This is a genomic window from Paenalcaligenes hominis (genome assembly GCF_041359055.1).
GTDB lineage: Bacteria > Pseudomonadota > Gammaproteobacteria > Burkholderiales > Burkholderiaceae_B > Paenalcaligenes > Paenalcaligenes hominis_A.
Map to the genome: position 1 here is coordinate 178,190 of NZ_JBGJKZ010000005.1, position 25,004 is coordinate 203,193.

Consider the following 25,004-nt stretch of genomic DNA (forward strand, 5'->3'; position numbering starts at 1 on the left):
AGTTTATATGGTACGAAACGGAGTTCTCATGTTTTTACCTGTTGTGCTTGCCGGTGGTAGTGGCTCTAGACTGTGGCCGCTTTCTCGACAAAATTACCCCAAACAATTTTTGGCTCTAAGCAGCCAAGACAGTATGTTGCAGGACACGTTGGCACGTTTAGGTGGTTTAGCACACGATAATCCCATCATAGTCAGCAATCAAAACCACCGTTTTATTGTGGCCGAACAATTACGCCAAATGGGCCTAGAGCAAAGCGCGATTATTCTAGAGCCTATTGCCCGCAATACAGCGCCTGCTATTGTGCTGGCTGCCTTAACCGCCATGCAAACAGGCGAAGATCCGGTGCTATTGGTGTTGGCCGCCGATCACTACATTGCGGAAACAGCCATCTTCCATAACGCTATCCAGCATGCGGCTGGTTTAGCCGAACAAGGGCGTTTAGTCACGTTTGGCATTACCCCTACGCACGCTGAAACAGGCTATGGTTATATTCATACTGGCGCTGCCCTTGCGAATGGATTCGAGCTTAAATCCTTCAAAGAAAAACCCGATGCTGACACAGCACAAAGCTACTTAGACAGTGGTGAGTACTTGTGGAACAGCGGTATGTTTATGTTCAAGGCCTCAGTGTTTCTGGCCGAGGTTCAGCGTCTATGCCCGCAACTACTCGAAGACTGTAAACTCGCGCTGGCTGCAGCCCAGACCGATCTATATTTCACCGTCATTCCCGAGGCTGAGTTTGCTCAGTGCGCCTCCGAGTCAGTGGATTATGCCGTTATGGAGCACACCGATAAAGGGGCCGTGGTGGCTTTGGATGCGGGCTGGTCAGACCTAGGTAGTTGGGGCTCTATCTACGATGCAGATCAACGTGATGCAGACCAAAACAGCATTCGTGGCGATGTGTTGACGTACAACACGCGCAATAGCCTAGTTCACTCGCACCATCGTCTGGTTACAACTGTGGACGTGGAAAACCTAGTGGTAGTGGAAACCTCTGATGCCGTGCTTATTGCCAACAAGGACGACACCCAAGCCGTGCGTGAAATTGTTGACCAGCTCAAGCTAAAAGATCGCCCTGAATACATTGCGCATCCTGTAGTACATCGTCCGTGGGGGCATTATGAAACAGTGGATATTGGCGAACGCTATCAGGTCAAACGCATTTTTGTTGCTCCAGGCGAATCCCTGTCGTTACAAATGCACTATCACCGCGCCGAGCATTGGATTGTGGTGTCTGGCACCGCGCTAGTGCGATGTGGGGACGAGGAGCGTTTACTTAGCGAAAACCAATCTACCTATATTCCACTTGGCGTTACCCATAGTTTATCCAACCCTGGTAAAGTACCGCTTGAGCTCATTGAAGTACAGTCGGGTGCCTACTTGGGTGAAGATGATATTGTGCGTTTTGAAGACCGCTATGGGCGTCAATAGTCCCTAACCAATAAACCACGTAAAAGCCCGTTGCTGTGCGACGGGCTTTTTTTTAAGGTAGGCGTTCAATATGCACCCGCGTCGGGGGGATCCACGCCGACCCTACAAAGTTGTCTTGATCTAAATTCACCACATTAAACACCAACGCATGGTCAACCCACTCATAATTTCCTGTTAGGTGAGTGTCTCCATTAGAAAAAGAAGTGGCAATGGAGTAATTGTTTTCACCTAACTGCACAGGAAAGTCGAACTCAAACACAAGACGTTCCCCCGCCTTAACTGTCGTTATGGGATGCTGGGTATGATGTGTGTTCGTACCAAAAATCGGTTGGCCTAATCGGTCTTTAATCATGTAGCCAAAGACCAATTGGTCTATATCTTGATGGCAGGTTGCCTCGACACGCAAGGTGGTGTGTTGGCCTACATGTAAAAACTCTGCTGTTTCACGTTGTTCTGTCAGTAGTTCGATGTGGTCCAAATGCACTTCACCCGAACCTGAGCGCGTGCGAATGCCATGTTCGGTACGCTCTTGGACGATGGTTTTTTCACCGACTACGGACTGGTCTTTTTCTGCTAAGAGCGCATTGTAGTAGTCCATGACCACGCTTGGCTCGTCGTCTAATACCAATTGGCCTTGGTTAATTAATAAGCAGCGATTGCATAAAGCCAATACTGAGCCTGGGTCGTGCGAAACAAACAAAAGAGTCGTGCCCTGGTCGCGGTATTCGCGAATACGGGCAAAGCTTTTATGCTGAAAATAGGTATCGCCCACGCTCAACGCTTCGTCTACGATCAGCACATCAGGACGCACTGCCGTGGCAAGAGCAAAGGCCACACGTACCTGCATACCGCTTGAGTACACACGCATTGGTTGGTCAAAATACGACCCAATTTCAGAAAAATCGATGATGCTAGGCATAAGCGCCTCGATTTCCTCTTGTTTTATGCCCATTAAACCGCTGACGTGGCGTACATTTTCACGGGCTGTTTGGTCTGGGTTAAACCCCATGCCTAGTTCTAAAATAGCAGCAACCCGCCCGGCTACCTGCGCTGTACCTGAGGATGGTTGCAAGGTGCCAGTTAGCATTTTCAGCAGGGTGGATTTACCCGCCCCATTGTGACCAATAATACCTACCGCCTGCCCAGGTTGTACCGTAAACGATAAATCCTTCAAAATTTCATGGACTTGTAACGGCTGCACGCGCGAGAATAAACAAGACCAAAACCGTTGGGCGTCGTTTTTATAACGATAAAAGGTTTTGCTAAGATTCTGAACGTGAATACCACCGACCGGAATCATAAAATATCCACCATTTGAACAAAACACCGTTTAAATAACCACGCAGCCAGCGTAAAAAACACCACCACTAACGCAGCGGGATAAGCCAACCAAAACCACTCTGGCCATTGATCAAACACCAAGACCGTGTGATAGGCTTGGACAATGCCAGCCATAGGATTAATTAACAATAAACGCTGATATAGCTCGGGTAGTACGCTTGGGCTATACACAATAGCGGAAAACCAAAACATTAACTGCAACACAATAGGTACCACAATTTCTAAATCTCGCATGAACACATTGACGATGCCCAGCATCAACCCAAGCCCAAGCCCAAGCCCAAGTGTAAGCAACCACAACACAGGTAGCATCAGCCAAACCTTAGGTGCTAGCGGGGCAAAACCCAGCAAACTCAAAATAAATAGGGTGGCAAGCAGCAACAGAGCATGGTTAAGTGTGGTAATTCCCCCAGCAATAATAGGCAAAGACAACAAGGGAAAGCGGACTTTTTTAATGGTGTTGGCATGCCGTAAAAACAGCCCTAGTCCCTGATTTACACCATCTACAAATAAGTTCCAGCCTAACAAGCCACTTAGTAAATAGGCCCCATAAGAGGTGGTGCTGGTCATACCGGGTAAACGTGCTTGCATAATCACAGACATCACCACAGCAAAAATAGCGGCTTGGGCCAAGGGCTGCAAAATAGCCCAAACGCCACCTAAGGCACTGCGCGTATAGCGATAGCGCAGATCAGTAATAATGGCGCTGAGCACATAGTCTCTAAAGAGCCATAAACGGTAAAAGGTATTCATGTTTGGATGTTACAACATGCTTTGCAATAGATCGGGAATGGATTGCGTAGGCTGCCAACCACACAGTTGATGCAATAAAGCGTAATCACCGCTAAGCACGGCAATATCATGACGGCGCACAAACTGAGGTTGACTTTGGATTTGAAGGGAATGACCAGACAACTGGGTAAAAAGCGCTAGTAGCTGGCGTAATGTGTAGACACGACCACTGCAGATATTAACGGTTTGACCCGCTGCAGCGTCGCAACCAAGCAGTAGGGTATAAGCCCGCACCACATCGTTAATGGAGGTGTAATCCCGTGCAATGTCCAGATTGCCTAAGGCAATTTGCACTTTGCGTTGGGAAAAGTGGGCGGCTAGCTTGGGTACTAGAAAATGCGCTGCTTGACCTAAACCCGTGTAATTAAAAGGACGGGTAATAGTAAGAGCAAAATCGTCACTGTAGGTGCGTGCAATGTGTTCCATTGCCAATTTGCTCGCGCCGTAATGATTGACTGGACGTAAAGGGGAGGACTCGTTTAAGGGCAAATCGTCTGACGAGGGTACCCCATACACATTGGCACTACTGGCGACAATTACACGTGACACCCCATGCGCTCGAGCAGCGTCTAACAGATGGGTGGTTGCCACGACATTATGCTCGTAAAAACCAAGGTTATCCGTGTCGTCGACGAAGCTGCGTGCCGCTAAATGCACAATGGTTTTGGGTTGCAACTGTGCCACCAGCTCGTGCAGTGCCATTGAGTCACGTAAATCGACAGAGTAATTTGACCAAGGCACCGTATGAAACGGGCGTAGGCTTAGGCCGTGCACAGTTTGCCCTTGCTCGTGCAGCGCAGCGCATAAGGCTCGCCCCGTAAAACCTGAGGCACCTGTGACTAATACTGACATTATAGGGCTCCTGGAACCTGTTCACGCCGTAGATCGGCATCAACCATAATCTTGCACAAATGCTCAAGCGTGGTACTGGGCTTCCAACCTAGGACCTCGTGCGCATATGAGGCATCGCCCACCAGTAAATCTACCTCGGCAGGGCGATAAAATTCGGGGTTGACGCGTACCAGCACGCGCTCAGAGCCCGCCAGTTTGCCAACCTCTGATTCGTTGTTACCCTGCCACGTAATAGCCATGTCTACGGCTTTAAACGCCATTTCTACAAAAGAGCGCACAGATTCGGTGCGTCCAGTGGCTAATAAGAACGTATCAGGCTGATCCGCTTGAAGCATACGCCACATGCCCTCGACGTACTCTTTGGCATAGCCCCAATCTCGCTTGGCATCTAGATTGCCAAGCTCGATCAGATCTTGTTTGCCCGTGGCAATGCGAGCCACGGCTTGGGTAATTTTACGTGTAACGAACTCAGGCCCACGTAATGGTGACTCGTGATTAAACAAAATGCCGCTGGTCGCAAACAGGCCATAAGACTCGCGGTAATTGATGGTCATCCAATGTGCATAGAGTTTTGCAACACCATATGGGCTGCGCGGATAAAACGGCGTGGACTCGGTCTGGGGAATGGTTTGTACTTTTCCAAACATCTCTGATGTGGAGGCCTGGTAATACCGTATGCTGGGGTCTACGATGCGGATGGCTTCTAGAAGATTCACAGCACCTAAACCCGTGATTTCGCCTGTAGTGATAGGTTGATCAAAAGAAGTGCCCACATAGCTCTGGGCAGCTAGGTTGTAAAGCTCGTGTGGTTGGGTCTTTTGCAGCAAACGGATGCTATCTGATAAGTCGGTGAGGTCATGCACTACTAAGTGCAGATTGGGGTGGTGTTGCACGCCTAGGTAATCCAACCGCCAAAACGAAGCCGAGCTAGTACGGCGGTAGGTGCCATACACGGTATAGCCTTTTTCCAATAACAGCTGCACCAAATAGGCTCCGTCTTGGCCGGTAACGCCTGTAACAATAGCGCGTTTATTCTTTATGGAGAGGTTTGACATTGATAATCTATACCTGTAGATGCGGTTGGCAGCGCAGCGCCCTCAAGCCAACCATTCACGTCAAAAATGCTTTGGGCGGAAAAAGCTCCAGCCCAACGAGAAAGCATGAGACGATTAATCACAAAATCATAATGAGTTTGAAGCAAGTCGCGGCGTGCGGAAAACTCTTGCTGCACACTGTTCAACATATCGACCGCATTAATTAAACTACGTTCGAACATAACCTCGGAGGCAACGCGTGACTCGTTAGCAGCTTGTAGGGCTTGGGTTAGAGCATCGATTTTCTTGGTACTGGCTTGTAGTGTCAAATACGCACTGGTGCTGTTTTTGACTAGCTCACGCTTGACCGCTTCGTAGTTTTGTTGAGTGCTAAGCAACTCGTTGTACAAGCCACGCCCTCTGGCTAGGGTGGAACCACCACTATAGATAGGGATATTGACGTTGACGGCTGCTATTAAGCTGTTGGTGCGTGGAGCAATGACGTTATCGTAGCCCACATCGCTACGTTGTGTAGACAAGTTTAAGCTAACCGAGGGGTAATGCCCACCGCGGCCTTCTTTGACTGCGGCATTCGATGCCTCGATCGCGGCGCTGTGCGCAAGTAAGGATTTGTTGTTGCTTAGGGCGCGTTGTACCCAAGTATCCATGGGCTCGTCGGGCGGCGTCATTTTAATGTCTTGGCGGATACGGCTTAGGTTTTCTGTAATGGGACGGCCCACTAACTCCGTTAACGACTCGAGGTGTACAGTGCGTTGGTTGTCGGCTTCGATCACACGCGCCTTTAGGGTTTCGACCCGGGCTTGTAGTTGCAAGGCCTCGGAGCGGGGGATACGTTGTTTCGCCAACAGCGCATCGGCTTGGTCTAGGCTTTTTTGGGTGGTACGTAGCTCGGCTTCGATTAAATCCAACTCGTCTTGGGCTGCAAGCGCGCTGAAATAACGCCGTGCGAGCTCAACCGCGGCTTCGGCTTGCTGGTCTTCGGCCTGTAGCTCTCCCTCAATGGCGCGGTGATGAAATTTTTTGTAATTTTCCCAAGCACTTTTATTGTAGATGTGCTGAGACAGTGATAGGGTATAGCGGTGAGTATTATAGTACTCAGTAGGCACATCGCCACTGCGACGAGTACGGTTAAACTGGCCGCTGGCAGAAACCTGCGGCAAAAGCGCACCCAGCGCTTCGCGTTCGCGGGCCTCGGCAGCCAAAGCGTTATAGCGAGAGGTCAATACTTTTGGGTCTTGTGTGCGGGCCTCGCAATAGAGGCTCAGCAGATTGCTTTGGGAGCTTGGGGCGGCCCACACCGGACTAAGCCCTAGTGTTATCAGCACGCTACTAAGAAAAATACGCACGATACCCCCTAACGTCATAATAAACAGTCACACCAACTCGGCGCTGACACCGAGCAAAAATTCTAACACAGCCGCGTCATGCCTATCGTGTGTATATGTTATTATTTCCCATTACTTTTTACTCCCCAGATTATGTCAAACCCCACTGTTAATCGCCTACATGATGCGCTGCGCGCTTGTCGAAGCAGCTTTTTTGCTGTTGGGTTTTTCAGCATGTTTGTTAATTTGCTCATGCTTACGCCCGCGTTTTATATGTTGCAGGTTTATGGCAGGGTAGTAACCAGTGGCAGTATCCCCACGTTGGTCATGTTAACCATCATTATGGCAGCGTTAATGATTACGATGGGCTTGTTGGAATGGACTCGATCTCGTCTTATGGTGCGCATCAGCAATCAGCTCGATCAGCGCCTTAGCAGCGATGTGTACCAAGCCAGTTTTAACCGCGCCTTAGCCTCTGGCGGTATGGACGCCAGCGCGCAGCCTATGAACGACTTAAACGGTTTGCGCCAGTTCATGACAGGTAATGGCCTGTTTGCTTTTTTCGACGCGCCCTGGTTCCCGTTCTATTTGGCCGTTATGTTCTTATTTCATCCGTGGTTCGGATGGGTTGCTATTGGGGCGGCGATTTTCCTCGTTGTGTTGGCCTTTATCAACGAAAAAGTCAGCGCCAAGCCCTTGGCTGAGGCCAACCGCGAAAACATCGACGCCTCTCTTTACACCACAAAAAACTTACGCAATGCCGAGGTCATCGCTTCGATGGGTATGCTGACTTCGTTACGTCAGCGCTGGCAGGAAAAACAAAAACGGGTGCTTTTTTTCCAGTCTGAGGCCAGTGACAAAGCAGGCACAGTTTCCGCCATCTCAAAAACCTTTAGGCAAATTGTGCAGTCCTTAATTCTAGGTTTGGGGGCATATCTGGCGATCAACCACGAAATCAACCCTGGCATGATGATTGCTGGTTCGCTCTTGCTTGGACGTGCTCTGGCCCCCATTGATTTAATGATCGGCAGTTGGAAAGGCTTTGTGTCTGCACGGGGCCAGTACGAACGCTTAACCAAAGTGCTTGAGCAGTTAGATCAGGAAATCGACCCGTTGCCCTTGCCTGCGCCCACTGGGCAGCTTAGTGTAGAGCAGTTAATGGTCACCGCGCCTGGCAGCAAAACCCCTATCTTACGCAACATCAGTTTTAACGTCCCTGCTGGCACAACCGTGGGTATTATTGGTCCCAGTGCGTCGGGGAAATCCACCTTGGCACGCGCATTACTGGGGGTATGGCGTGCCCAGCACGGCACGGTCCGTTTGGACGGCGCTGAACTATCGCAGTGGGATAAAACCAAACTAGGCCCGTACATGGGCTATTTACCCCAAGACATCGAGCTCTTCGAAGGCAGCATCAGCGACAACATTGCCCGTTTTGGCGCGCCCGACTCTGAAAAAATTATTGCTGCGGCTCAGTTGGCAGGTGTGCATGAAATGATTTTGCAGCTACCCAATGGTTACGATACGGTGATTGGCTCTAGCGGCGTTAACCTATCGGGCGGACAGCGTCAGCGCATTGGTTTAGCTCGCGCCCTTTACGGCAGCCCCCGACTGATTGTGCTGGACGAGCCAAACTCTAATCTAGACGAGGTGGGCGAGCGTGCGCTGGCACAAGCCATTGCCCAGGTCAAAGCCACGGGCGCGACCATCTTCATTATTACGCATCGCACCAGTATCCTGAACCAAGTCGATACCTTGTTGGTACTGAAAGAAGGCGCAATAATGAAGTTTGGCCCAGCCCAACAGGTTTTTGCTGAATTACAAGCGGCGCGCTAACCATCATGACACAAACAGAAACTCTCACACTTCCCCATATCATTGCCTCCGATCACCGCGTTCGTCGTTTTGGCTATGCCGTGGTGCTGATTATGTTTGGTTTTTTCGGTGGTTGGTCAGTATTGGCCCCCATCGGCAGCGCAGCGTTGGCACCGGGGGTAGTCACAGTACAAACCTATCGCAAAACCGTACAACACCTAGAGGGCGGCATCGTCAAAGAATTACTAGCGCGTGACGGAGACCACGTTGAAACCGGTCAACCATTAATTATTTTGGACGACACGCAGTTACGCGCCGAATACGATATCGTGTTGGGCCAATTGCTTGGTGCTCAAGCCACCGAAGCTCGCTTACTGGCCGAGCGAGATCAGCTGGATAGCATTAACTTCGACCTTATGACCGAGATAGACAGCCGTCGCGCCCTAGAGGCCCAAGAGGGTGAAACACAAGTTTTTACTTCACGCCGTCGCTCTCATCAGGGCGAGCGCGAGGTGCTGCAACAGCGTGTAGGCCAGCTTAAACAGCAAATCAAAGGCCTAAACGATCTGGTGCAAACCAAACAAAAACTAGCGCAATCGTACCGCTCAGAGGTCAAAGAGCTACGCGATCTGCTTAAAGATGGCTACATAGATAAACAACGTTTGTTAGAACAAGAGCGTCGTTTAGACACCAGCGTCGCCGAAGCGGCCGAGCATAAAAGCGAAGTAATCCGTATTCAGCTGCAAATCATAGAAACCGAATTACAAATTGTGCAGCTCGACAAACAGTTTAATACCGAAGTGGTAGGTAAACTGGCCGAGGTACAAGCCCATGCCTTCGACCTCGAGCAACGCTTACTTGCCCTCCAAGAGCGCATCAACCGTATTGTGATTCGTGCCCCCGACAGCGGTATGGTGATTGGTATGAAAGTGCATACAGTAGGCGGCGTGATCAGCTCTGGCACGCCCTTGCTCGATATTGTGCCATCTGCCTCCGACTTGGTGATCGAGGCCGAGGTCTCGCCTATGGACATCGACCGCGTGGAAATTGGCAAGCTGGCCGATATTCGCTTCAGTGCATTTAACAGCGCCACTACCCCCGTCATTCAGGGCGTGGTGGCGCAAATATCGGGCGACCGTCTAATCAACGAACAAACCGGCATGCCGTATTACCTAAGCCGGGTGCAGCTTACCGAAGAGGGCTTAAAAGCTTTAGGGCATCGCCAGCTTGTACCGGGTATGCCTGCCGAAGTGCTTATCAACACGGGGGAACGCACCTTGTTTCAGTACCTGATGCAACCCGTTGATAACGCTTTTGCCCGCTCCTTAATCGAAGACTAGCCCCAATTGTCATGGGCTGCCTACGGTTGTTTTTGGCTTTTTTAGTCTTAATCAGTCATATGGGTTACAGCTGGCACGGCTATAACCCAGGAGTAATGGCCGTTGCCGTGTTTTATTTGCTAGCAGGGCATGTGGTGGCAAAACTTTGGTTGCATGCACCTGCCGAACGCCGCTTGCAGTGGTTTGCACGCGATCGTGCTTGGCGTATTTTGCCGCAATATTATCTTAGCCTAGCTGTGGCTGCGGTCATGTGGTGTTGGCTACAGCCCGACAGTTACCATGTTAGCGCTATACCCACTCTTTTTGATTGGTTCGCCAACCTCACTATCGTGCCATTGAACTACTTTATGTTTAATGGCACAGATCAATTCACTTTATTAGCCCCCGCATGGTCATTAGGCGCAGAAATTCAATTCTATTTTCTGGTGCCAATCCTGTTGCTTAATCGCAACGTGTTATTTGTGGCATTAATGCTTTCATTAGGGATATTTAGTTTCGCGCAAACGGGTTTAATTAATTCCGATATATACGGCTATCGATTATTGCCTGGTATTTTATTTTTATTTATTTGCGGTGCCTTATGTATTCAGCCAAATCGTGCTACCCGCATTTTTTTACTTTTATTGTGGTTGATCTGTTGTGTATATGTCGTCTATTTAGTGTTACAGCCCACGAACCCCCCGTATGTGTTTGAGGTGGCGGTGGGTTTTAGTGTGGGCTTGCCATGCGTGGTGTGGGGCAGTCGGTCTAGCTCTAGACCCAAATGGTGGCGGGTGGTACAGCAGCGAGCTGGTGTGTATTCGTATGCGTTGTTTTTATTGCATTTTCCGTTGCTATGGGTGGTGCAACCCCGCTTGGGCAACGGGGTGACGGCAGTGGCAGTGGTCTGTGCCATGAACTTACTTTATGCTGAGTTAGCGCACCGCTATGTAGAGCGTCCGTTGTGGTCGCGTTTTAGATCCTATTTAGGCAAACCTAGCTCTCAGTAATACAGCATATTGCTTAGATAGTTATTTCTAATTTTTTTTTGCATTAGCGCTATAATTAATGTATGGTTGGCAACCAAAGGCTTGTGTTTTAGCTCAGGCGTGCTTGTATGCGCTCTTTGCTACACGTGTCCAAAGTAAACAGTGCTTTTCATCTATTTTTTGATTTGGCACAATGAAATTGATAGTTGCATGGGTTGTGCTACTTGCTCAATGCAAGGGGCTTTGAAGTAATAGGCTATGTTAGATTTACTGCTGATTCGAGTCGCACTCGAATCTATAGGTACCTACTAAGTACCAAAAATCCTTAAGGAGACTACTCATATGTCAGTAACTAAAGATCAAGCAACCGCTCTATACGCTGCCGTATTTAATCGCGCTCCCGACCAAAATGGTCTTAACTTCTGGACTGCACAAGAAAACTTTGTGGTTATGTCCGAAGGCTTCGTTACTCACCCTGTGTTCACAGAACAGTACGGCGAGAAAACCAACGAAGAGTTCGTTAAAGCTATCTACGAAAACGTATTACAAGGCCAAGGCGACGCCGAAGGTATCGAGTTCTGGGTTAACGCCCTAGACAACGGTATAAGCCGCGGCGAGTTCCTAGCCGAGTTCATCGACGCTGCGCTTGCTTACGACGGTGACGACGCTGATGCCTTGCTACGCAAAGCTGCGTTGGATAACAAAGTGGCTGTGGGTCTATATTTCACAGAAGAAATGGGTGCCGCTTCCAACCTATCCGAAGACGTTGATCCTAGTTCAGCTGATGTAGTGAACGATCCCGCCTACAAAGCTGCTGCTGAAGCCATCGCTAACGTAACCGCAGACCCAGCCACTGTCGAAGCCGCTAAAGCGGAAATCGATAAAAATGTTCCTCTAGACAACACTGCTATTGCAGAGGCTGCTGAAGTCTACCAAGAAAAGCTAGACGCTAAAGCAGGTGCTGAGAAAGCTCAAGTTGAAGCCGCTAAAGCTGCAGACAAAGCGTTGGATTTAGAAGAGGCCGATGAAAACGGCAACGTAGCCGTAGATAATGTTGTAACTGCAGTGAATGGCGCTGTAGATTATGCAGAAACTGCTGTACGTACTACTGGTGAAATTGACGACGCTCTGAAAGTAACAGAGGAAACCATTGCTACAGCTCGTGAATCCTTAACAGCTGATCTTAATGCAGCTAAGGCCGATGTAGCTGCGTTGAAAAAGCAGAACGCCGCTGCAGTGAACTTACAAGAAAAACTGACAGCTTACGACAATACCGCTAAAGAAATAAACGAAACCGTAACCGCTTATGGGGCTGAATCGGCCAAATTTGGTGCGTTAAATGGTTTTGAAGGCGAGTGGAACTCATTAGAAAATGCAAATGATGCTAAAGAGTTTAAAGTAAGTGTTGCTGATGTTGAGCTGACAGTTGAAAAAGGTCAGCTTAAAGTAAGTGGCGAAAAAGAGGATGTTGATGCCTTTAACAAGCTAAAAGGTGTTGATGCCTATAAAGAGCAGGTGTTAGCTTTACATGGCAACATTGCTAAGCAAGCTGCCGCCGAAAAAGCAGTAGCTACAGCAGCATTGGCTGCACTACGCGATAACAAATACCAAGCTTTTGATGAAAATGGTAAATCCGTAGCATGGTCTTTAGTATCTGTTGATGAAAACGGTGAGTTAGCTGTAAAAGAGCCTGCTACAGCTGTTGGTTTAGCCGATAAAGAAGGCAAGCTTGATGCTGATACAACAATCGAAGGTCAACTATTTACTGTAGATGGTATCGATGAAAGTATAGGCGAAGTTATTGAAGACTCAGCATCTCTAGATGGTAGCCAGTTACCAGAAGGTTTACTTAACGCCGCAGAGGCCAGCGCTGAGTTTGTTGAGGCTGCCTCTGATGCAGAAAACGCTTTAGCTGACTTTAACAAAGCCGTAGATCATTACAATGCAGCCCTAGAGCAGCAAAGTTTGCTAAAAGATGCCGCTAATGTAGTTGCAGACGCAGATAAAGCAATTGAAACCGCTGAGAAAGCATTTGAAGATCTAGGCGTTCAGTTAGTTAAAGTTAATGGCAGTAACGAGTACAATGGCGACGTTTACAACGAAGACGATGCTGACCAGTTAGCTGATCTTTTCGTTTACGATGCTAAAGATGAAGTTACTGTTAACAACTTCGACGGCAAAGACTTGTTCTACTTCGGTGACAAGGCGGAGGCTCTAATCGTATTGGAGGCTGGGTTTGATGCAGCTAAAGGCAACCTAGGTGGTGACAATAGCGTACTAGAAATCTTTGCTATCCAAGACGGTGACAATACAGTTTTGTATGTTGAAAAAGCAGCCTTTGCTGGCGCTTCTTCTACACCAGCTGAAGATAATGGCGATCTAGTCGAGATCACCCTAACAGGTGTTCAAGCTGACGAGCTAGTCTTAGACAATGGCTTCTTGCACTTCTAATCGTTAATGCTGTATTAAGTTTTTAACTCAATACAGATAATGATTTAAACCCTCCCCCGACTTCGGTTAGGGGAGGGTTTTTGTTTATGAGGTGATAAGGTCTGCATGCTCTGCTTACCTTATGTCACTAGCGGACGGTGTATGATTAAAGAAGCCTGTTATTTTTGGAGTCAATGTATGAGTGCAAACTATCAAATTCTTAACCAAAATCACTCCGAGCAGTTTTATTGGATTCCGCCTGCTAATCTAAGCTACATTGCAGGTCAGCCACTGCTACCTTTGCATGCGGGCGAGCTGGCGTTGGCGGCATCCACCATGCCAGTGGCTATCACGCAGTTGGGTGGTGTGTGGCAGTTGGTTGCTGTGGCAGGGCTGCAGCCGCAACACAATTTATTTGTCTTAAACGGCGAGTGGCTAGGTCGGTATCAACCGCGTTGCATCAGCACTTACGATTTTGATTTGCACCAAATGGGCAAGGCCGCATTTTTACGCTTTAATTTATCTGGCAAACTCGCTGCGCAAGCCGACAGTCTAGGGGCGCAGCCGTTAATGCAGGGCGATGGTAGCCTAACGCCAGCGGTTCAGACCATTCAAGATCAGTTACTCAAAGACGCGCCTTTGTTTGCCCGTACTCAGCAGGCGGTACAGGCTCTGGCGGATGCTCAGGTATTGATGCCTTGGCCCACTGCATTGGTAGACGCGTTAGGCATGAAGCTGCCCGAGCTGTATTGTTTAAACGAGGCCGCTCTAGCTAAGCTGCCCGATGCCGATTTTTTGGCGTTGCGTCAAGCCCAAGCCCTAGGGATAGGCTATGGGGTGAATATGTCATTGCAGCAGGGACATCTTCTATTGCGTTTGCAACGTCATAACCCGGCCGTGGACAGTGCGGATCAGGTGGATGTCCTGTTTGGTTCCAAGGGCGATGACACCATTCGCTTTAATTTTTAATCACCGTATATGCTGTGGTGCTGACTAAGACCATAAAAAGGTAGCTGCGGCTGCCTTTTTTTCTCGTAACGCGTGCAGTCTAAGTCAGTATGCTATGCTAACTTCCATCTAAACCTTGGTAGAAAAAATCACTATGGATGCGGGTTTTTATCGTGCCTTTGAAGACAGGCATCGCGGCTCACGGGCGTTGATTTCCCAGCGTTTGCAGGCGTATCGTCCTTTTTATGTGCCCTTTACACAGACCGCTGGTGCGGCACCCACGGCATTAGATATTGGTTGTGGTCGGGGTGAGTGGGTCGAGCTACTACAGCAGCAGGGGTTTCAGGTGCAGGGTATTGATCTGGATGCTGGAATGATTCGGGATGCTGAGCCGCTGGGTCTGCCGTTGGTGCAGGGCGATGGTTTGCTGTGCTTAGCGCAGCAAACAGCGCAAACTCTGAACTTGATTTCTGCTTTTCATGTGGTCGAGCATATCCCTTTTCAGGCTGTGATGCAGCTAGCGCGGGATGCGCTACGTGCGTTAAAGCCAGGCGGTTTACTTATTTTAGAGACCCCTAACCCAGAAAATATAATGGTGGGTAGCCATTATTTTTATTTGGATCCGTCGCATGTCAAGCCCATACCACCAGCATTGTTAAGCTTTGCGCTAGAGTACGCGGGTTTTGAGCGGGTGCGGGTGGTGCGTTTAAACGAGGCCACCACGTTGCATGAGTCCGATCATCACGTGTCTTTGTACGAGGTGTTAGCGGGTGCTAGCCCCGATTATTCCATTGTGGCGCAAAAAGCCGGTCCAGCGGCGTATGTGCAGCAGTGGGATGCGGCGTTTGCGCAGGGGTTTGGGGTCGAGTTAGAGCAGTTGACTGGGCGTTATCAGCAGCAGTGGCAAGCACAGCTGCACGCGCAGCATCAGCACGCACAGGTATTGCGCGAGCAAATTGGGCAGTTGCAGCAGCAGTACCAACAGCAACAGCAGCAGCTCGTGCGTTTAGAGCGTCTTTTTTATTCGTACACCTTGATGGGTGTGGGTTTGCGGGTGGGCCGTTACAGTAAACGAGTCGTCAAAGCTGTGTTGCGTTTTTTTTTAAATCATTTTGATAAGCGCGCCGAGAAAAACCCGCAGCTGCGGCATTTTGTACGGGCGCAGTTGGGACGTGTACCGGCCCTACAGCGCCGTATCCATCGGGTTACGCAAACTCACGTACCCGAGCCAACTGCACCTAGTGTGCCGTCTACCAGTTCATCGGCTTCTTCCTCGCACCGCTTAGGCACACAGGAGCAGCAGCTGTTTAATGCGTTGCAACAGGCTCAAACACATCACAAGGGTGAATAATGCGTATTGTTTTGGATTGGTCCAAGGCCTCGGTGCTGCCAGAGCAAATGCAGCCCGAGACACGTCAGGAGTGGCAGCACAGTATTCAGCAGCTTCAAGCACAGCACGAGGTGCTAGTGTTGTTAGAGGGTACTCACCCGCATCAGGCGATGCGCCATCGGCTTTTTTTACAAACTTGTGTTGCAGCTGAGGCCATTCATGTGTGGTTTGCGCCCCCTGCATCTGATGACTCGGTGGCGCAGTCCGCTGCGATGTTATTGCATCAGCACGCTGTGCAGGCCTTAAAGGCAGATTGGGTACACGAAGTAGTGTTAACGGCAACAGGCCAGCCGCCGATATGGGCACAGACGCTGCCCTCCTTACCTGCTGTGCACGAGGCATCTGCGTCGTCAGCCTCCAAGCCTACCTTAGTAATGGTATCGCCTTTGTTGCCAACGCGAACGGGGGTGGCGAATTATACGTCTAGGCTGTTGCCGCTTTTATCGCACTACTATGATATTGTGGTGGTGCCCGATCAGGAAACCCTGACCGACCCGTGGGTGCTAGCGCATGCTCAAGTTAAAGACAGTGCTTGGTTACTAGAGCACGGACATACGGTGGATCGTGTGGTGTATCAGATGGGCAATTCGGCCATGCATGCCTATATATGGCCTTTGATGCGGGCTATTCCGGGCGTGGTGGTGTTGCACGATTTTTATTTAGGAGGTTGGGTAGAGGGTTACGAACGCGATCATGGCCCAGCTGGTTTGTGGGAAAAGCATCTTTACGAGTCGCATGGCTATGCGGCGCTTAGGTATTTGCGCGATCACGAGGCCGATGCCACGTATCGTTACCCGGCAAATTTTGATTGCATTCGTTTTGCGCGCGGTCTGATTAGTCATTCTTTGTATTCTAAGCAGCTCACCCAGCACTGGTATGGGGCGCAAGCCGCGCAACATTGGGCGGTTATTCCTTTGTTATGTAAAGATTACACTTTGCCATCGCGCGAGGTGGCGCGGGAACAGCTGGGTCTGGTCGAGGACGATTTTCTGGTGTGCAGTTTTGGTTTTTTAGGAAAGACCAAGTTAAATCATCGCCTTTTGGCTAGTTGGTTAAGCAGTGATTTAGCACACGATCCGCGTTGTCATCTGGTTTTTGTGGGGGAAAATAATCCCGAGACCTATGGTCAGGCGTTGGTTGATACCATTCAACACAGTGGACAGACAAAGCATATTACTATTACGGGTTTTGCTTCGCACCAGCAATACCAAAACTATTTAGCGGCTGCTGACGTCGTGGTGCAGTTACGTTCCTTATCTCGTGGTGAGTCCTCGGCCACAGTGCTGGATGGTATGGCGGCGGGTTTGGCAGTGATTATGAATGCCAATGGTGCATTTGCGGAAATCAATCAGGATGCAGTTTGGATGCTGCCCGATGCATTTAGTGATGAGCAACTTGTTCAGGCATTACATACTTTGCACGAGGATGCCGCACGGCGTCAGCAGTTGGGGCAGCGCGCTTTGGCAGAGGTACAGCATGTGCACCACCCCCAGCAGTGTGCGCAGCGCTATTACGACGCCATCGAACAGTTTTACGCGGTTCCTCATGGCTACGATGTGGCCCACGCTGTGGGGTCAGTGCTTGCGCCGCAGGCCACGGCTTTCCATTTTAGGCAGCTAGCTCGGGCCATTGCTGCTACGTATCCGACGCCGGTGCCTCAGAAACGGCTTTTTATTGATATGACAGCGACTTTGCATCATGACCTTCGCACCGGTATCGAACGTGTGGTACGGGCGTTGTCAGTGGCGTTGCTTAACGAGTCATTGGCACAGGGGGAGTTTTATTTAGAGCCAGTGTATTTGGCTGAGGACGACGGCCATTGGCAGTATCGCTACGCACGTCGGCATACGCTACCACAGGTGGACGCGCACCGCAGTTATCCGCTCTTACACGATGAGGTGGTGGAGTTCGGGGCTGGCGACACCTTGTTGGGTTTGGATTTGTCTGGGCATTTTATGCAGCAGGCTGATCAAGATGGTTTATTTCAACGTCTGCAACTTCAGGGGGTAACGGTGTACTGGATGCTGTATGATTTGTTGCCCATTCAAATACCAGAGGTGTTCCCTCCGGGTGCAGATCAGCAGCATGAGCAGTGGTTAGAGCGCATTGCTACCTTTGATGGGGTGATTGCCATTTCCAAAACGGTAGCCGATGCTTTTGCTGAGTGGCGCGCCCAGCAAACTCACTTAGCCTTAAAACCCACGTATTTAATTCAGTGGGCGCATTTGGGCGCAGATATTGTTAACTCTGATCCATCCCAAGGAATGCCACCGCAGGCCGAGCATTTGCTGCAGAAAATTCGTAGCAAACCGACATTTTTAATGGTCGGTACCATCGAGCCCCGTAAAGGCCATGTACAGGTGCTGGAGGCCATGACACTGTTGTGGCGTAAAGGGGTGGACGTTAATCTGGTGGTGGTGGGGCGCGAGGGTTGGAGGGGGTTGGAACCCAACGCGCGGCGCACCATTCCTCAGGCCATTTATGGGCTTAGCCAGTTAAAACGTAATTTGTATTGGTTTAATGACGCCAGTGATGAGTTTGTCGAGCAGTTGTACCAAAGCAGTTCTGCCTTGATTGCGGCGTCGTTTGGTGAAGGGTTTGGATTGCCTTTGATCGAGGCGGCGCAACACCAATTGTCCATTATTGCGCGGGATTTGCCGGTGTTTCGCGAGGTCGCTGGCGACCATGCTTTTTTCTTTCATGCGGATACCGCCCAGCAGTTGGCAGAGGCTTTAATACAGTGGCTTGAGCAGCGTACTCCGACGTCTGCTGATATGCCATGGCAAACGTGGCAACAAATGGCAAAGCAGGTGGTAGCGCATTTGGGTTTCACGGCGTCGTAATGATGATTTGAAGCGCGTTTGGGGTAAGTATGGCCATTTTTAGCCAAGCGCTGGAGGTGATATCGCTATAATTACCCCATTCGTGTTAGACCCTTATAAGAATACCCAATGAGAAAAAAACAATATCTTCACCTTAATAGGACTAAATCTGCTGTTTCACAACTGGCCCTAGCCAGTGCGGATTTTGTTTTTTTTCTGCTTGGTCCCTTTGTTGCGCTGTGGGTGGTGTGGCTGATTTGGGGCGATATTCGTCGCTTTATTCCCCCCTCGCAATGGTATCCGCAGTTTGTGGCGCATGGAGTATTGGGCGGTTTGTGTGTGGGGTGGTTTTGGGTTCGTTTGCGTCACTACACTTACCGCAAGCCGTTTTGGTTTGAGCTAAAGGAAATACTGCGTACTGTGGCTATTTTTGCCATTTTTAATTTGGCGATTTTGGCGTTTTCCAAGTGGCATGTGTCGCGTTATTTGTGGGTGTTTACCTGGGTTAGTATTGCTGTTTTTGTGGCGTCGGGGCGTTTTGTAGTAAAGAAAATCCTGCGGCGCACGGGCATTTGGCTAAAAGATTGCGTCATTATCGGCACAGGAGCCAATGCCATCGAGTCCTACAAGGCGCTGAAAGGTGAAAAAGAGCTAGGTCTGCGCTTTCGTTATTTTTTTGCAGCGAACCCACCCCATCAGCAGCGTATTCACGGTTTGCGGGTGGTCAGCGACGAGCGCTTGTTATGGCGTACTACAGATCCACGTCATACCCAATATGTATTGGCGCTAGACGATGGTCAAGAGGTGTTACGCGAGCAATGGATTCAAAAGCTGGCGTTACAGCAGTGTCGTGTGGTGTCGGTGGTGCCTACGCTACGGGGCATTCCGTTAAATAGTACCGATGTGTCGTATTTGTTTCGTTACGAGCTGCTGTTATTAAAAATTAATACGAATCTGACCAAGTGGTCAGCGCGTTTTGTAAAGCGCAGTTTTGATTTGCTAATAGCGCTTTTAATTAGTGTGTTGCTGGCTCCCCTGTTGATTGTGTTGGTGCTTTGGATTATGCGCGATGGGGGCAGCCCTATTTATAAGCACATGCGGGTAGGGCGCAATGGCAAACTCTTCCCCTGTTTAAAGTTCCGTTCCATGGTGCTGAATTCCGACGAGGTGTTGCAGGAACTGTTACGTACAGACCCCAAGGCTCGTGCCGAGTGGCAGGCCGACTTTAAGCTAAAAAACGATGTGCGTATTACTCCGGTAGGGCATTTTTTACGCAAAACCAGTTTAGACGAACTCCCCCAGCTGTGGAATGTAATTCGGGGTGAGATGAGTCTAGTGGGCCCACGTCCTATTGTGCCCGACGAGCTAGAGCGGTATGGCACCAATCAGGGCTACTACCTGATGGCTAAACCGGGTATGACGGGTTTGTGGCAAGTCAGTGGTCGTAATGATGTGGATTACGACACACGCGTTTATTTTGATGCGTGGTATGTCAAAAATTGGTCGCTTTGGAATGACATTGTGATTTTGGCTAAAACCGTAGAAATTGTTTTAAAGCGTGACGGGGCGTATTAATACCTTGTGCTTAGGGCTGGTGGTGCTGCGTCCAACGCCAAGCATCGGCACACATCGTAAAAAGATCGTGGTGTGCGACCCAGTTTAAGTACTGTTTGGCTAGGGTTGGATCGGCATAGCAGCTTGCAATGTCCCCAGGGCGACGCGCTACGATTTCATGCGGGATAGGTTTTCCCGTGACGCGTTCCACCATATGCATTAGCTCTAATACCGAATAGCCTTGGCCTGTGCCCAAGTTCACCTGTAAAAACGCGTATGGGTGGCGTAGCAGATAATCCACCGCCGCCACATGGCCCGCTGCCAAATCCATCACATGTAAATAGTCGCGTATCCCGGTGCCATCGGGGGTGGGGTAGTCGTTACCAAAAATATGAAGGGTGTCGCGTTGCCCACTGGCTACCTGCATAATATATGGCATGAGGTTGTTGGGCTTGCCCTGAGGATTTTCGCCTAGTAGGCCACTGGGGTGGGCGCTGACGGGGTTAAAGTAACGTAAACACGCGATAGCGCTGTGGCGTTGGCTGCGGTGCCAGTCTTGTAAAAGGTGTTCGCCGATTAATTTGGTTTGTCCGTATGGGTTGGTAGCTGACAAGGGGTGCGATTCGGTCAATGGCAAGATGGTGGGTTCGCCATACACCGTTGCCGAGGACGAGAAAACCAGTTGATGGACGTGTGCTTGTTCCATGGCGAGCAACAAGCTGATTAAGCCATTAACGTTGTTGTCATAGTAGCGCAAGGGGTGCTGTACGGACTCGCCTACCGCCTTTAAGCCTGCAAAATGCAATACGGCCTGACAAGGAAAGGCAGTAAATAGAGCGTTAAGTTGGTCGCGGTCGCGTACATCGCCCTGTATAAACTGTGGGCGTTGGTGGCAAAGCTGCTCGATGGCATTCAAGACCTGCAGGTGGCTATTAGACAGGTTGTCTAAAATAACCACTTCGTAACCAGCTTGCAAGAGCAGTACCGTGGTGTGACTTCCAATAAACCCCAAGCCACCCGTTACCAATAAGCGCATTGTATTCTCCTTTGATGCCCTTCAGCCCTGAAAGACGGGCCTTCCACGTACTCAGGTAAAGCAATAATTATAAGGGAATACATAGCGCGAAGATTTATGGACCTATTCCGCACTGTATATGGCGGGTTTTAATAGAATTGTCTTGAAAATAATGGCTAGGTTTGAGGCTTTTTGTATGACAAGCATTGTGAGATCACTAGAAAGTGGTTTTATTGTCGATGCATTGTCCAGAGCTAATAGCGCATTCGTCGTATAATAAAAACACATCTTTATATACCCAGCTCTTTGTCCAAGAAACGAGCGGGTTTTTTTATAGTGATTAGGATTACGATGGTTACAGGACGGGGAGAGTGTGCGAAGCGTTTTTTGGTTACAGGCGGGGCTGGGTTTATTGGCTCTGCGCTGGTGCGCCATTTAATTACCAATACTACTCATCAGGTAATAAATATAGACAAACTCACCTATGCCGGTAATCTGAACTCGGTACGTGACATAGCCGACTCAGACCGCTATCAGTTTGTACGTGCAGACATCTGTGATGTGGCGGCCATGACACAGGTCTTTGATTCCTTTCAGCCTGATGTGGTGGTTCATTTAGCGGCTGAAAGCCATGTGGATCGTTCTATTACTGGTCCGGCCGCTTTTATTCAAACCAATCTGGTCGGTACCTATGTGCTGCTAGAGGCTGCGCGTCAGTATTGGGCTAGTCTTAACGCTGCTGAACAAGATGGGTTTCGATTTTTGCATGTGTCTACGGACGAAGTCTTTGGCGACTTAGCAGGCACAGAGGCGTTTTTTGTAGAGTCCACGCCGTATGACCCTAGCAGCCCCTACTCGGCTAGCAAAGCGGGCTCAGATCATCTAGTGCGCGCTTGGCACCGTACTTATGGCTTGCCTACGCTAATTACCAATTGCTCTAATAATTATGGGCCCTATCATTTCCCTGAAAAGTTAATCCCATTAATGATTGTGCAGGCGTTGGCAGGCAAAAAATTGCCCATCTATGGGGATGGCATGCAAGTTCGTGATTGGTTGTATGTGGACGATCACGCAAGAGCCTTGGTAAACGTAGCTGCACAGGGTGTAGTAGGGCAGACGTATGTGGTCGGGGGCCACAATGAAAAAACGAATCGGGATGTGGTGTACGCTATTTGCCATTTGCTTGAGGAGCTAGCACCAGTCAAGCCCGCAGGTGTTAGGTATTACACAGATTTAATTACGCATGTTAAAGATAGGCCGGGTCACGATGTGCGCTATGCTATCAACGCAGCAAAAATTCAACAAGAGTTAGGCTGGCATCCCCAGGAAAGCTTTGAAACCGGATTAAGAAAAACGGTGCAATGGTATTTGGACCATCCTCATTGGTGGCAGGCTATTTTAGATGGGTCTTACCAAAGCGAGCAGGACTAATGCGAAAAATCGTGGTGTTAGCGCCTTATGGGCAAGTAGGGTACGAGCTAGTCCGTGCTTTAGCCCCTCTAGGGCATGTGCATTGTATTAGTCGCAAAGAAGTCGACTTTGTGCAGTTTGAGCGCTTGAGCCAGATCATCATGCAGCTTCAACCCGATGTGATTGTTAATGCTGCGGCATGGACCGGGGTTGACTTGGCTGAGGCTCAGTCACAGGCTGCGTACCATATCAATGCAGACTTGCCTGCTTTACTAGCAACCCTAGCCACGCAATTAAATGCATGGCTTGTGCATTACTCTACAGACTACGTGTACAGTGGCTTGGGTGAAAAACCGTGGCAAGAAACGGATGTTTCCCAACCTAAAACTGTGTATGGACAAACGAAATTAGCGGGCGACAATGCCATTATTGCGCAGTGTGCGCAGCATTTAATTTTTCGTACTAGTTGGGTGTATGCGGCGCGGGGGCACAATTTTATGCGCACGATCTTGGGTCTAGCCCAAACGCGTTCGCAATTAACCGTGGTAGACGATCAACGCGGTGCGCCGACGCCTGCACGTTTTATTGCTATGGTTACTGCTTTGGTGCTGCAGCAGGTATTGGCACAAAAGACGGCGCTGCATGCTGGAGTGTATCACCTAACCACAGCCGGGGAGTGTAGTTGGTACGAGTTTGCCTGCCATATTATCGCTTTAGCACGCCGTCACCCGTTAAACCTACAGCTAGAGCCAGAGGGGTTGCAGGCCATTAGCACGGCTCAGTATCCCACTCCAGCGCCGCGTCCGCTAAATTCGCGTTTGGATTTAGGGAAAATTCAGACTACGTTTGGGTTGTGTATGCCATGCTGGCGCGATCAATTGAATTTAACTTGGGCGGAGTACCTAACTAGATGCATATCGCAATAAAAAATCAACGCAAAGGCATTATATTGGCGGGGGGTGCAGGTACGCGTCTGCATCCGATTACTTTGGGGATATCCAAGCAACTGCTGCCTATTTATGATAAACCCATGATTTATTACCCCTTGTCTGTATTAATGTTGGCAGGGATTCATGAGGTTTTAGTCATTTCCACTCCCGAAGATTTACCCAACTTTCAGAAACTACTGGGCAGTGGTGAGCAGTTTGGCTTGCAGATTGAGTATGCGGTTCAGCCCACTCCTGCTGGGCTAGCACAAGCATTCGTTATTGGTGAATCATTTATTGGTGATAAGAATGTGTGCTTGGTGTTAGGCGATAATATTTTCCACGGTCAGCATTTTTCCATGCAGCTGCAAAAAGCGGCTCAACAGGAAACGGGGGCCACTGTTTTTGGGTATTTGGTTAACGACCCAGAGCGCTTTGGTGTAGTAGAGTTTGATGCCAATGGGGTAGCCATTTCCATCGAAGAAAAACCACTACACCCCAAGTCACCGTATGCGGTAACAGGGTTGTATTTTTATGACCAGCAAGTAGTGGAGCTAGCTAAGCAGGTGCAGCCCTCTGCGCGCGGTGAATACGAAATTACCTGTTTAAACCGCGCCTACCTAGAGCAAGGTAATTTGACCGTAGAAAAACTGGGTCGCGGTTTTGCCTGGCTAGATACTGGTACTCATGACAGTCTCTTAGAGGCATCGCAGTACGTGCAAACCATAGAAAAACGTCAGGGTTTAAAAATAGCGTGTCTAGAGGAAATTGCTTGGCGCAATGGCTGGATTACAGATGCGCAATTGCAAGCGGCTGGAGAAAGGTTCGCCAAAACTGCCTATGGTGATTATTTATTGTTTTTATTAAGGTAAAGTCCATGCAATACATAGCCCAACGCATACCCGATGTGGTGCTATTACAGCCAACCGTTTTGGGGGACGAACGCGGTTTTTTTATGGAAAGCTTTAGGAAAACTGTTTTTCAGCAGCACTGCGGCGCATATGAGTTTGTTCAAGAAAATTATTCACGCTCAGGGCAGGGTGTGTTACGTGGTTTGCATTATCAGTACCATCAGCCCCAAGGCAAATTAGTGCGCGTGACCGCTGGTGAGGTTTACGATGTGGCGGTAGATCTTCGCGCCGATTCATCTACCTTTGGTCAGTGGGTAGGGGTGTATTTAAGCGCAGAAAACAAAAATCAGCTATGGATTCCCCCCGGGTTTGCGCACGGGTTTTATGTGCTTAGCGCCCATGCCGACCTGCACTATAAGTGCACGGCGTATTATGCGCCGCACGACGAGCAGATCTTACGTTGGGATGATCCCAGCGTGGGTATTGAGTGGCCCTTAGTGACTGGGTCGCCAGTGTTATCAGTGAAAGACCAGCATCAAGCACAGCCATGGGCCACCTGTAAAAAATACTCGGTTGCGCTTGGAGCTTAATCGCTTAGTTTTAACAAGACCGTCTTAAATGCTTGCCCGCGTTCTATATAGGTTTGTGCGTTTTTTTGCATTGCGACGATGTCGTCTTCAGTTAAGGTGCGTACCGCTTTTGCTGGGCTACCTAACATAAGGGAGCGCGGTGGAAATA

At 49.5% G+C, this 25,004-nt stretch carries 20 protein-coding genes; 13 read left to right on the forward strand and 7 right to left on the reverse strand.

Annotated features, from left to right (window positions below; genetic code table 11):
* Nucleotides 1-28: 28 nt before the first annotated feature.
* The gene (locus ACBP46_RS11930) at nt 29-1,432 is read left to right on the forward strand and encodes a mannose-1-phosphate guanylyltransferase/mannose-6-phosphate isomerase (protein WP_371016941.1); all 1,404 of its coding nucleotides are present in this window, start codon (nt 29-31) and stop codon (nt 1,430-1,432) included.
* Between the two features lie 52 nt (nt 1,433-1,484).
* Here ACBP46_RS11930 and ACBP46_RS11935 read toward each other — a convergent pair whose 3' ends face one another.
* Genes ACBP46_RS11935 through ACBP46_RS11955 form a run of 5 tightly spaced genes read right to left on the reverse strand, consistent with a single transcriptional unit; the run spans nt 1,485 to nt 6,818 of the window.
* The gene (locus tag ACBP46_RS11935; protein WP_371016942.1) at nt 1,485-2,732 is read right to left on the reverse strand and encodes an ABC transporter ATP-binding protein; all 1,248 of its coding nucleotides are present in this window, start codon (nt 2,730-2,732) and stop codon (nt 1,485-1,487) included.
* Nucleotides 2,729-3,526 (reverse strand): ABC transporter permease, encoded by a 798-nt coding sequence (locus ACBP46_RS11940; RefSeq protein ID WP_371016943.1) that lies wholly within the window; start codon nt 3,524-3,526, stop codon nt 2,729-2,731. The genes ACBP46_RS11935 and ACBP46_RS11940 overlap by 4 nt, the downstream gene beginning before the upstream one ends.
* A gap of 9 nt (nt 3,527-3,535) precedes the next feature.
* Nucleotides 3,536-4,417 (reverse strand): GDP-mannose 4,6-dehydratase, encoded by an 882-nt coding sequence (locus ACBP46_RS11945; protein WP_371016944.1) that lies wholly within the window; start codon nt 4,415-4,417, stop codon nt 3,536-3,538.
* A complete protein-coding gene (gmd, locus tag ACBP46_RS11950) occupies nt 4,417-5,472 on the reverse strand; it encodes a GDP-mannose 4,6-dehydratase (protein ID WP_371016945.1) in 1,056 nt (351 codons plus the stop codon). Before gmd ends, ACBP46_RS11945 begins: the two co-directional genes overlap by 1 nt.
* Nucleotides 5,454-6,818: a TolC family protein gene (locus tag ACBP46_RS11955; protein WP_371016946.1), complete on the reverse strand. Its 1,365-nt coding sequence runs from the start codon at nt 6,816-6,818 to the stop codon at nt 5,454-5,456. The genes gmd and ACBP46_RS11955 overlap by 19 nt, the downstream gene beginning before the upstream one ends.
* Nucleotides 6,819-6,950: 132 nt before the next feature.
* Between ACBP46_RS11955 and ACBP46_RS11960 the strand changes: the two genes are divergently transcribed.
* The 8 genes from ACBP46_RS11960 (at nt 6,951) to wbaP (ending at nt 20,085) form a co-directional block, all read left to right on the forward strand.
* A complete protein-coding gene (locus tag ACBP46_RS11960; RefSeq protein ID WP_371016947.1) occupies nt 6,951-8,633 on the forward strand; it encodes a type I secretion system permease/ATPase in 1,683 nt (560 codons plus the stop codon).
* 5 nt (nt 8,634-8,638) lie between these two features.
* Nucleotides 8,639-9,952, forward strand: coding sequence for an HlyD family type I secretion periplasmic adaptor subunit (locus tag ACBP46_RS11965; protein WP_371016948.1), 1,314 nt, complete (start codon nt 8,639-8,641; stop codon nt 9,950-9,952).
* 11 nt (nt 9,953-9,963) lie between these two features.
* Nucleotides 9,964-10,941: an acyltransferase family protein gene (locus ACBP46_RS11970; RefSeq protein ID WP_371016949.1), complete on the forward strand. Its 978-nt coding sequence runs from the start codon at nt 9,964-9,966 to the stop codon at nt 10,939-10,941.
* A gap of 321 nt (nt 10,942-11,262) precedes the next feature.
* Nucleotides 11,263-13,371 (forward strand): DUF4214 domain-containing protein, encoded by a 2,109-nt coding sequence (locus tag ACBP46_RS11975; protein ID WP_371016950.1) that lies wholly within the window; start codon nt 11,263-11,265, stop codon nt 13,369-13,371.
* Nucleotides 13,372-13,548: 177 nt separating this feature from the next.
* A complete protein-coding gene (locus ACBP46_RS11980; protein ID WP_371016951.1) occupies nt 13,549-14,319 on the forward strand; it encodes a SapC family protein in 771 nt (256 codons plus the stop codon).
* A 133-nt stretch (nt 14,320-14,452) separates the two neighbouring features.
* A complete protein-coding gene (locus ACBP46_RS11985; RefSeq protein WP_371016952.1) occupies nt 14,453-15,649 on the forward strand; it encodes a class I SAM-dependent methyltransferase in 1,197 nt (398 codons plus the stop codon).
* A complete protein-coding gene (locus ACBP46_RS11990) occupies nt 15,649-18,531 on the forward strand; it encodes a glycosyltransferase (RefSeq protein WP_371016953.1) in 2,883 nt (960 codons plus the stop codon). The genes ACBP46_RS11985 and ACBP46_RS11990 overlap by 1 nt, the downstream gene beginning before the upstream one ends.
* A 108-nt stretch (nt 18,532-18,639) precedes the next feature.
* Nucleotides 18,640-20,085, forward strand: coding sequence for an undecaprenyl-phosphate galactose phosphotransferase WbaP (gene wbaP / locus ACBP46_RS11995; RefSeq protein ID WP_371016954.1), 1,446 nt, complete (start codon nt 18,640-18,642; stop codon nt 20,083-20,085).
* Nucleotides 20,086-20,095: 10 nt separating this feature from the next.
* Here the strand turns inward: wbaP and galE are convergent, their stop codons facing one another.
* The gene (galE, locus tag ACBP46_RS12000; RefSeq protein WP_371016955.1) at nt 20,096-21,100 is read right to left on the reverse strand and encodes a UDP-glucose 4-epimerase GalE; all 1,005 of its coding nucleotides are present in this window, start codon (nt 21,098-21,100) and stop codon (nt 20,096-20,098) included.
* Nucleotides 21,101-21,430: 330 nt separating this feature from the next.
* Here galE and rfbB point away from each other — a divergent pair, with 330 nt between their 5' ends.
* The 4 genes from rfbB to rfbC are packed head-to-tail and all read left to right on the forward strand — an operon-like array spanning nt 21,431 to nt 24,856.
* Nucleotides 21,431-22,510, forward strand: coding sequence for a dTDP-glucose 4,6-dehydratase (gene rfbB, locus ACBP46_RS12005; protein ID WP_371016956.1), 1,080 nt, complete (start codon nt 21,431-21,433; stop codon nt 22,508-22,510).
* Nucleotides 22,510-23,415 (forward strand): dTDP-4-dehydrorhamnose reductase, encoded by a 906-nt coding sequence (gene rfbD / locus ACBP46_RS12010; RefSeq protein ID WP_371016957.1) that lies wholly within the window; start codon nt 22,510-22,512, stop codon nt 23,413-23,415. The genes rfbB and rfbD overlap by 1 nt, the downstream gene beginning before the upstream one ends.
* Nucleotides 23,400-24,287: a glucose-1-phosphate thymidylyltransferase RfbA gene (gene rfbA, locus ACBP46_RS12015; protein ID WP_371016958.1), complete on the forward strand. Its 888-nt coding sequence runs from the start codon at nt 23,400-23,402 to the stop codon at nt 24,285-24,287. Before rfbD ends, rfbA begins: the two co-directional genes overlap by 16 nt.
* A gap of 5 nt (nt 24,288-24,292) precedes the next feature.
* Nucleotides 24,293-24,856 (forward strand): dTDP-4-dehydrorhamnose 3,5-epimerase, encoded by a 564-nt coding sequence (gene rfbC, locus ACBP46_RS12020; protein ID WP_371016959.1) that lies wholly within the window; start codon nt 24,293-24,295, stop codon nt 24,854-24,856.
* Here rfbC and ACBP46_RS12025 read toward each other — a convergent pair.
* Nucleotides 24,853-24,984 (reverse strand): hypothetical protein, encoded by a 132-nt coding sequence (locus tag ACBP46_RS12025; protein ID WP_371016960.1) that lies wholly within the window; start codon nt 24,982-24,984, stop codon nt 24,853-24,855. The genes rfbC and ACBP46_RS12025 overlap by 4 nt on opposite strands.
* Nucleotides 24,985-25,004 lie beyond the last annotated feature (20 nt).

Bases quoted from the DNA above. Each gene is read 5' to 3' on its own strand.
- ACBP46_RS11930 (WP_371016941.1), top strand. From the start codon at position 29: ATGTTTTTACCTGTTGTGCTTGCCGGTGGTAGTGGCTCTAGACTGTGG.
- ACBP46_RS11935 (WP_371016942.1), bottom strand. From the start codon at position 2,732: ATGATTCCGGTCGGTGGTATTCACGTTCAGAATCTTAGCAAAACCTTT.
- ACBP46_RS11940 (WP_371016943.1), bottom strand. From the start codon at position 3,526: ATGAATACCTTTTACCGTTTATGGCTCTTTAGAGACTATGTGCTCAGC.
- ACBP46_RS11945 (WP_371016944.1), bottom strand. From the start codon at position 4,417: ATGTCAGTATTAGTCACAGGTGCCTCAGGTTTTACGGGGCGAGCCTTA.
- gmd (WP_371016945.1), bottom strand. From the start codon at position 5,472: ATGTCAAACCTCTCCATAAAGAATAAACGCGCTATTGTTACAGGCGTT.
- ACBP46_RS11960 (WP_371016947.1), top strand. From the start codon at position 6,951: ATGTCAAACCCCACTGTTAATCGCCTACATGATGCGCTGCGCGCTTGT.
- ACBP46_RS11965 (WP_371016948.1), top strand. From the start codon at position 8,639: ATGACACAAACAGAAACTCTCACACTTCCCCATATCATTGCCTCCGAT.
- ACBP46_RS11970 (WP_371016949.1), top strand. From the start codon at position 9,964: ATGGGCTGCCTACGGTTGTTTTTGGCTTTTTTAGTCTTAATCAGTCAT.
- ACBP46_RS11975 (WP_371016950.1), top strand. From the start codon at position 11,263: ATGTCAGTAACTAAAGATCAAGCAACCGCTCTATACGCTGCCGTATTT.
- ACBP46_RS11980 (WP_371016951.1), top strand. From the start codon at position 13,549: ATGAGTGCAAACTATCAAATTCTTAACCAAAATCACTCCGAGCAGTTT.
- ACBP46_RS11985 (WP_371016952.1), top strand. From the start codon at position 14,453: ATGGATGCGGGTTTTTATCGTGCCTTTGAAGACAGGCATCGCGGCTCA.
- ACBP46_RS11990 (WP_371016953.1), top strand. From the start codon at position 15,649: ATGCGTATTGTTTTGGATTGGTCCAAGGCCTCGGTGCTGCCAGAGCAA.
- wbaP (WP_371016954.1), top strand. From the start codon at position 18,640: ATGAGAAAAAAACAATATCTTCACCTTAATAGGACTAAATCTGCTGTT.
- galE (WP_371016955.1), bottom strand. From the start codon at position 21,100: ATGCGCTTATTGGTAACGGGTGGCTTGGGGTTTATTGGAAGTCACACC.
- rfbB (WP_371016956.1), top strand. From the start codon at position 21,431: ATGGTTACAGGACGGGGAGAGTGTGCGAAGCGTTTTTTGGTTACAGGC.
- rfbD (WP_371016957.1), top strand. From the start codon at position 22,510: ATGCGAAAAATCGTGGTGTTAGCGCCTTATGGGCAAGTAGGGTACGAG.
- rfbA (WP_371016958.1), top strand. From the start codon at position 23,400: ATGCATATCGCAATAAAAAATCAACGCAAAGGCATTATATTGGCGGGG.
- rfbC (WP_371016959.1), top strand. From the start codon at position 24,293: ATGCAATACATAGCCCAACGCATACCCGATGTGGTGCTATTACAGCCA.
- ACBP46_RS12025 (WP_371016960.1), bottom strand. From the start codon at position 24,984: ATGTTAGGTAGCCCAGCAAAAGCGGTACGCACCTTAACTGAAGACGAC.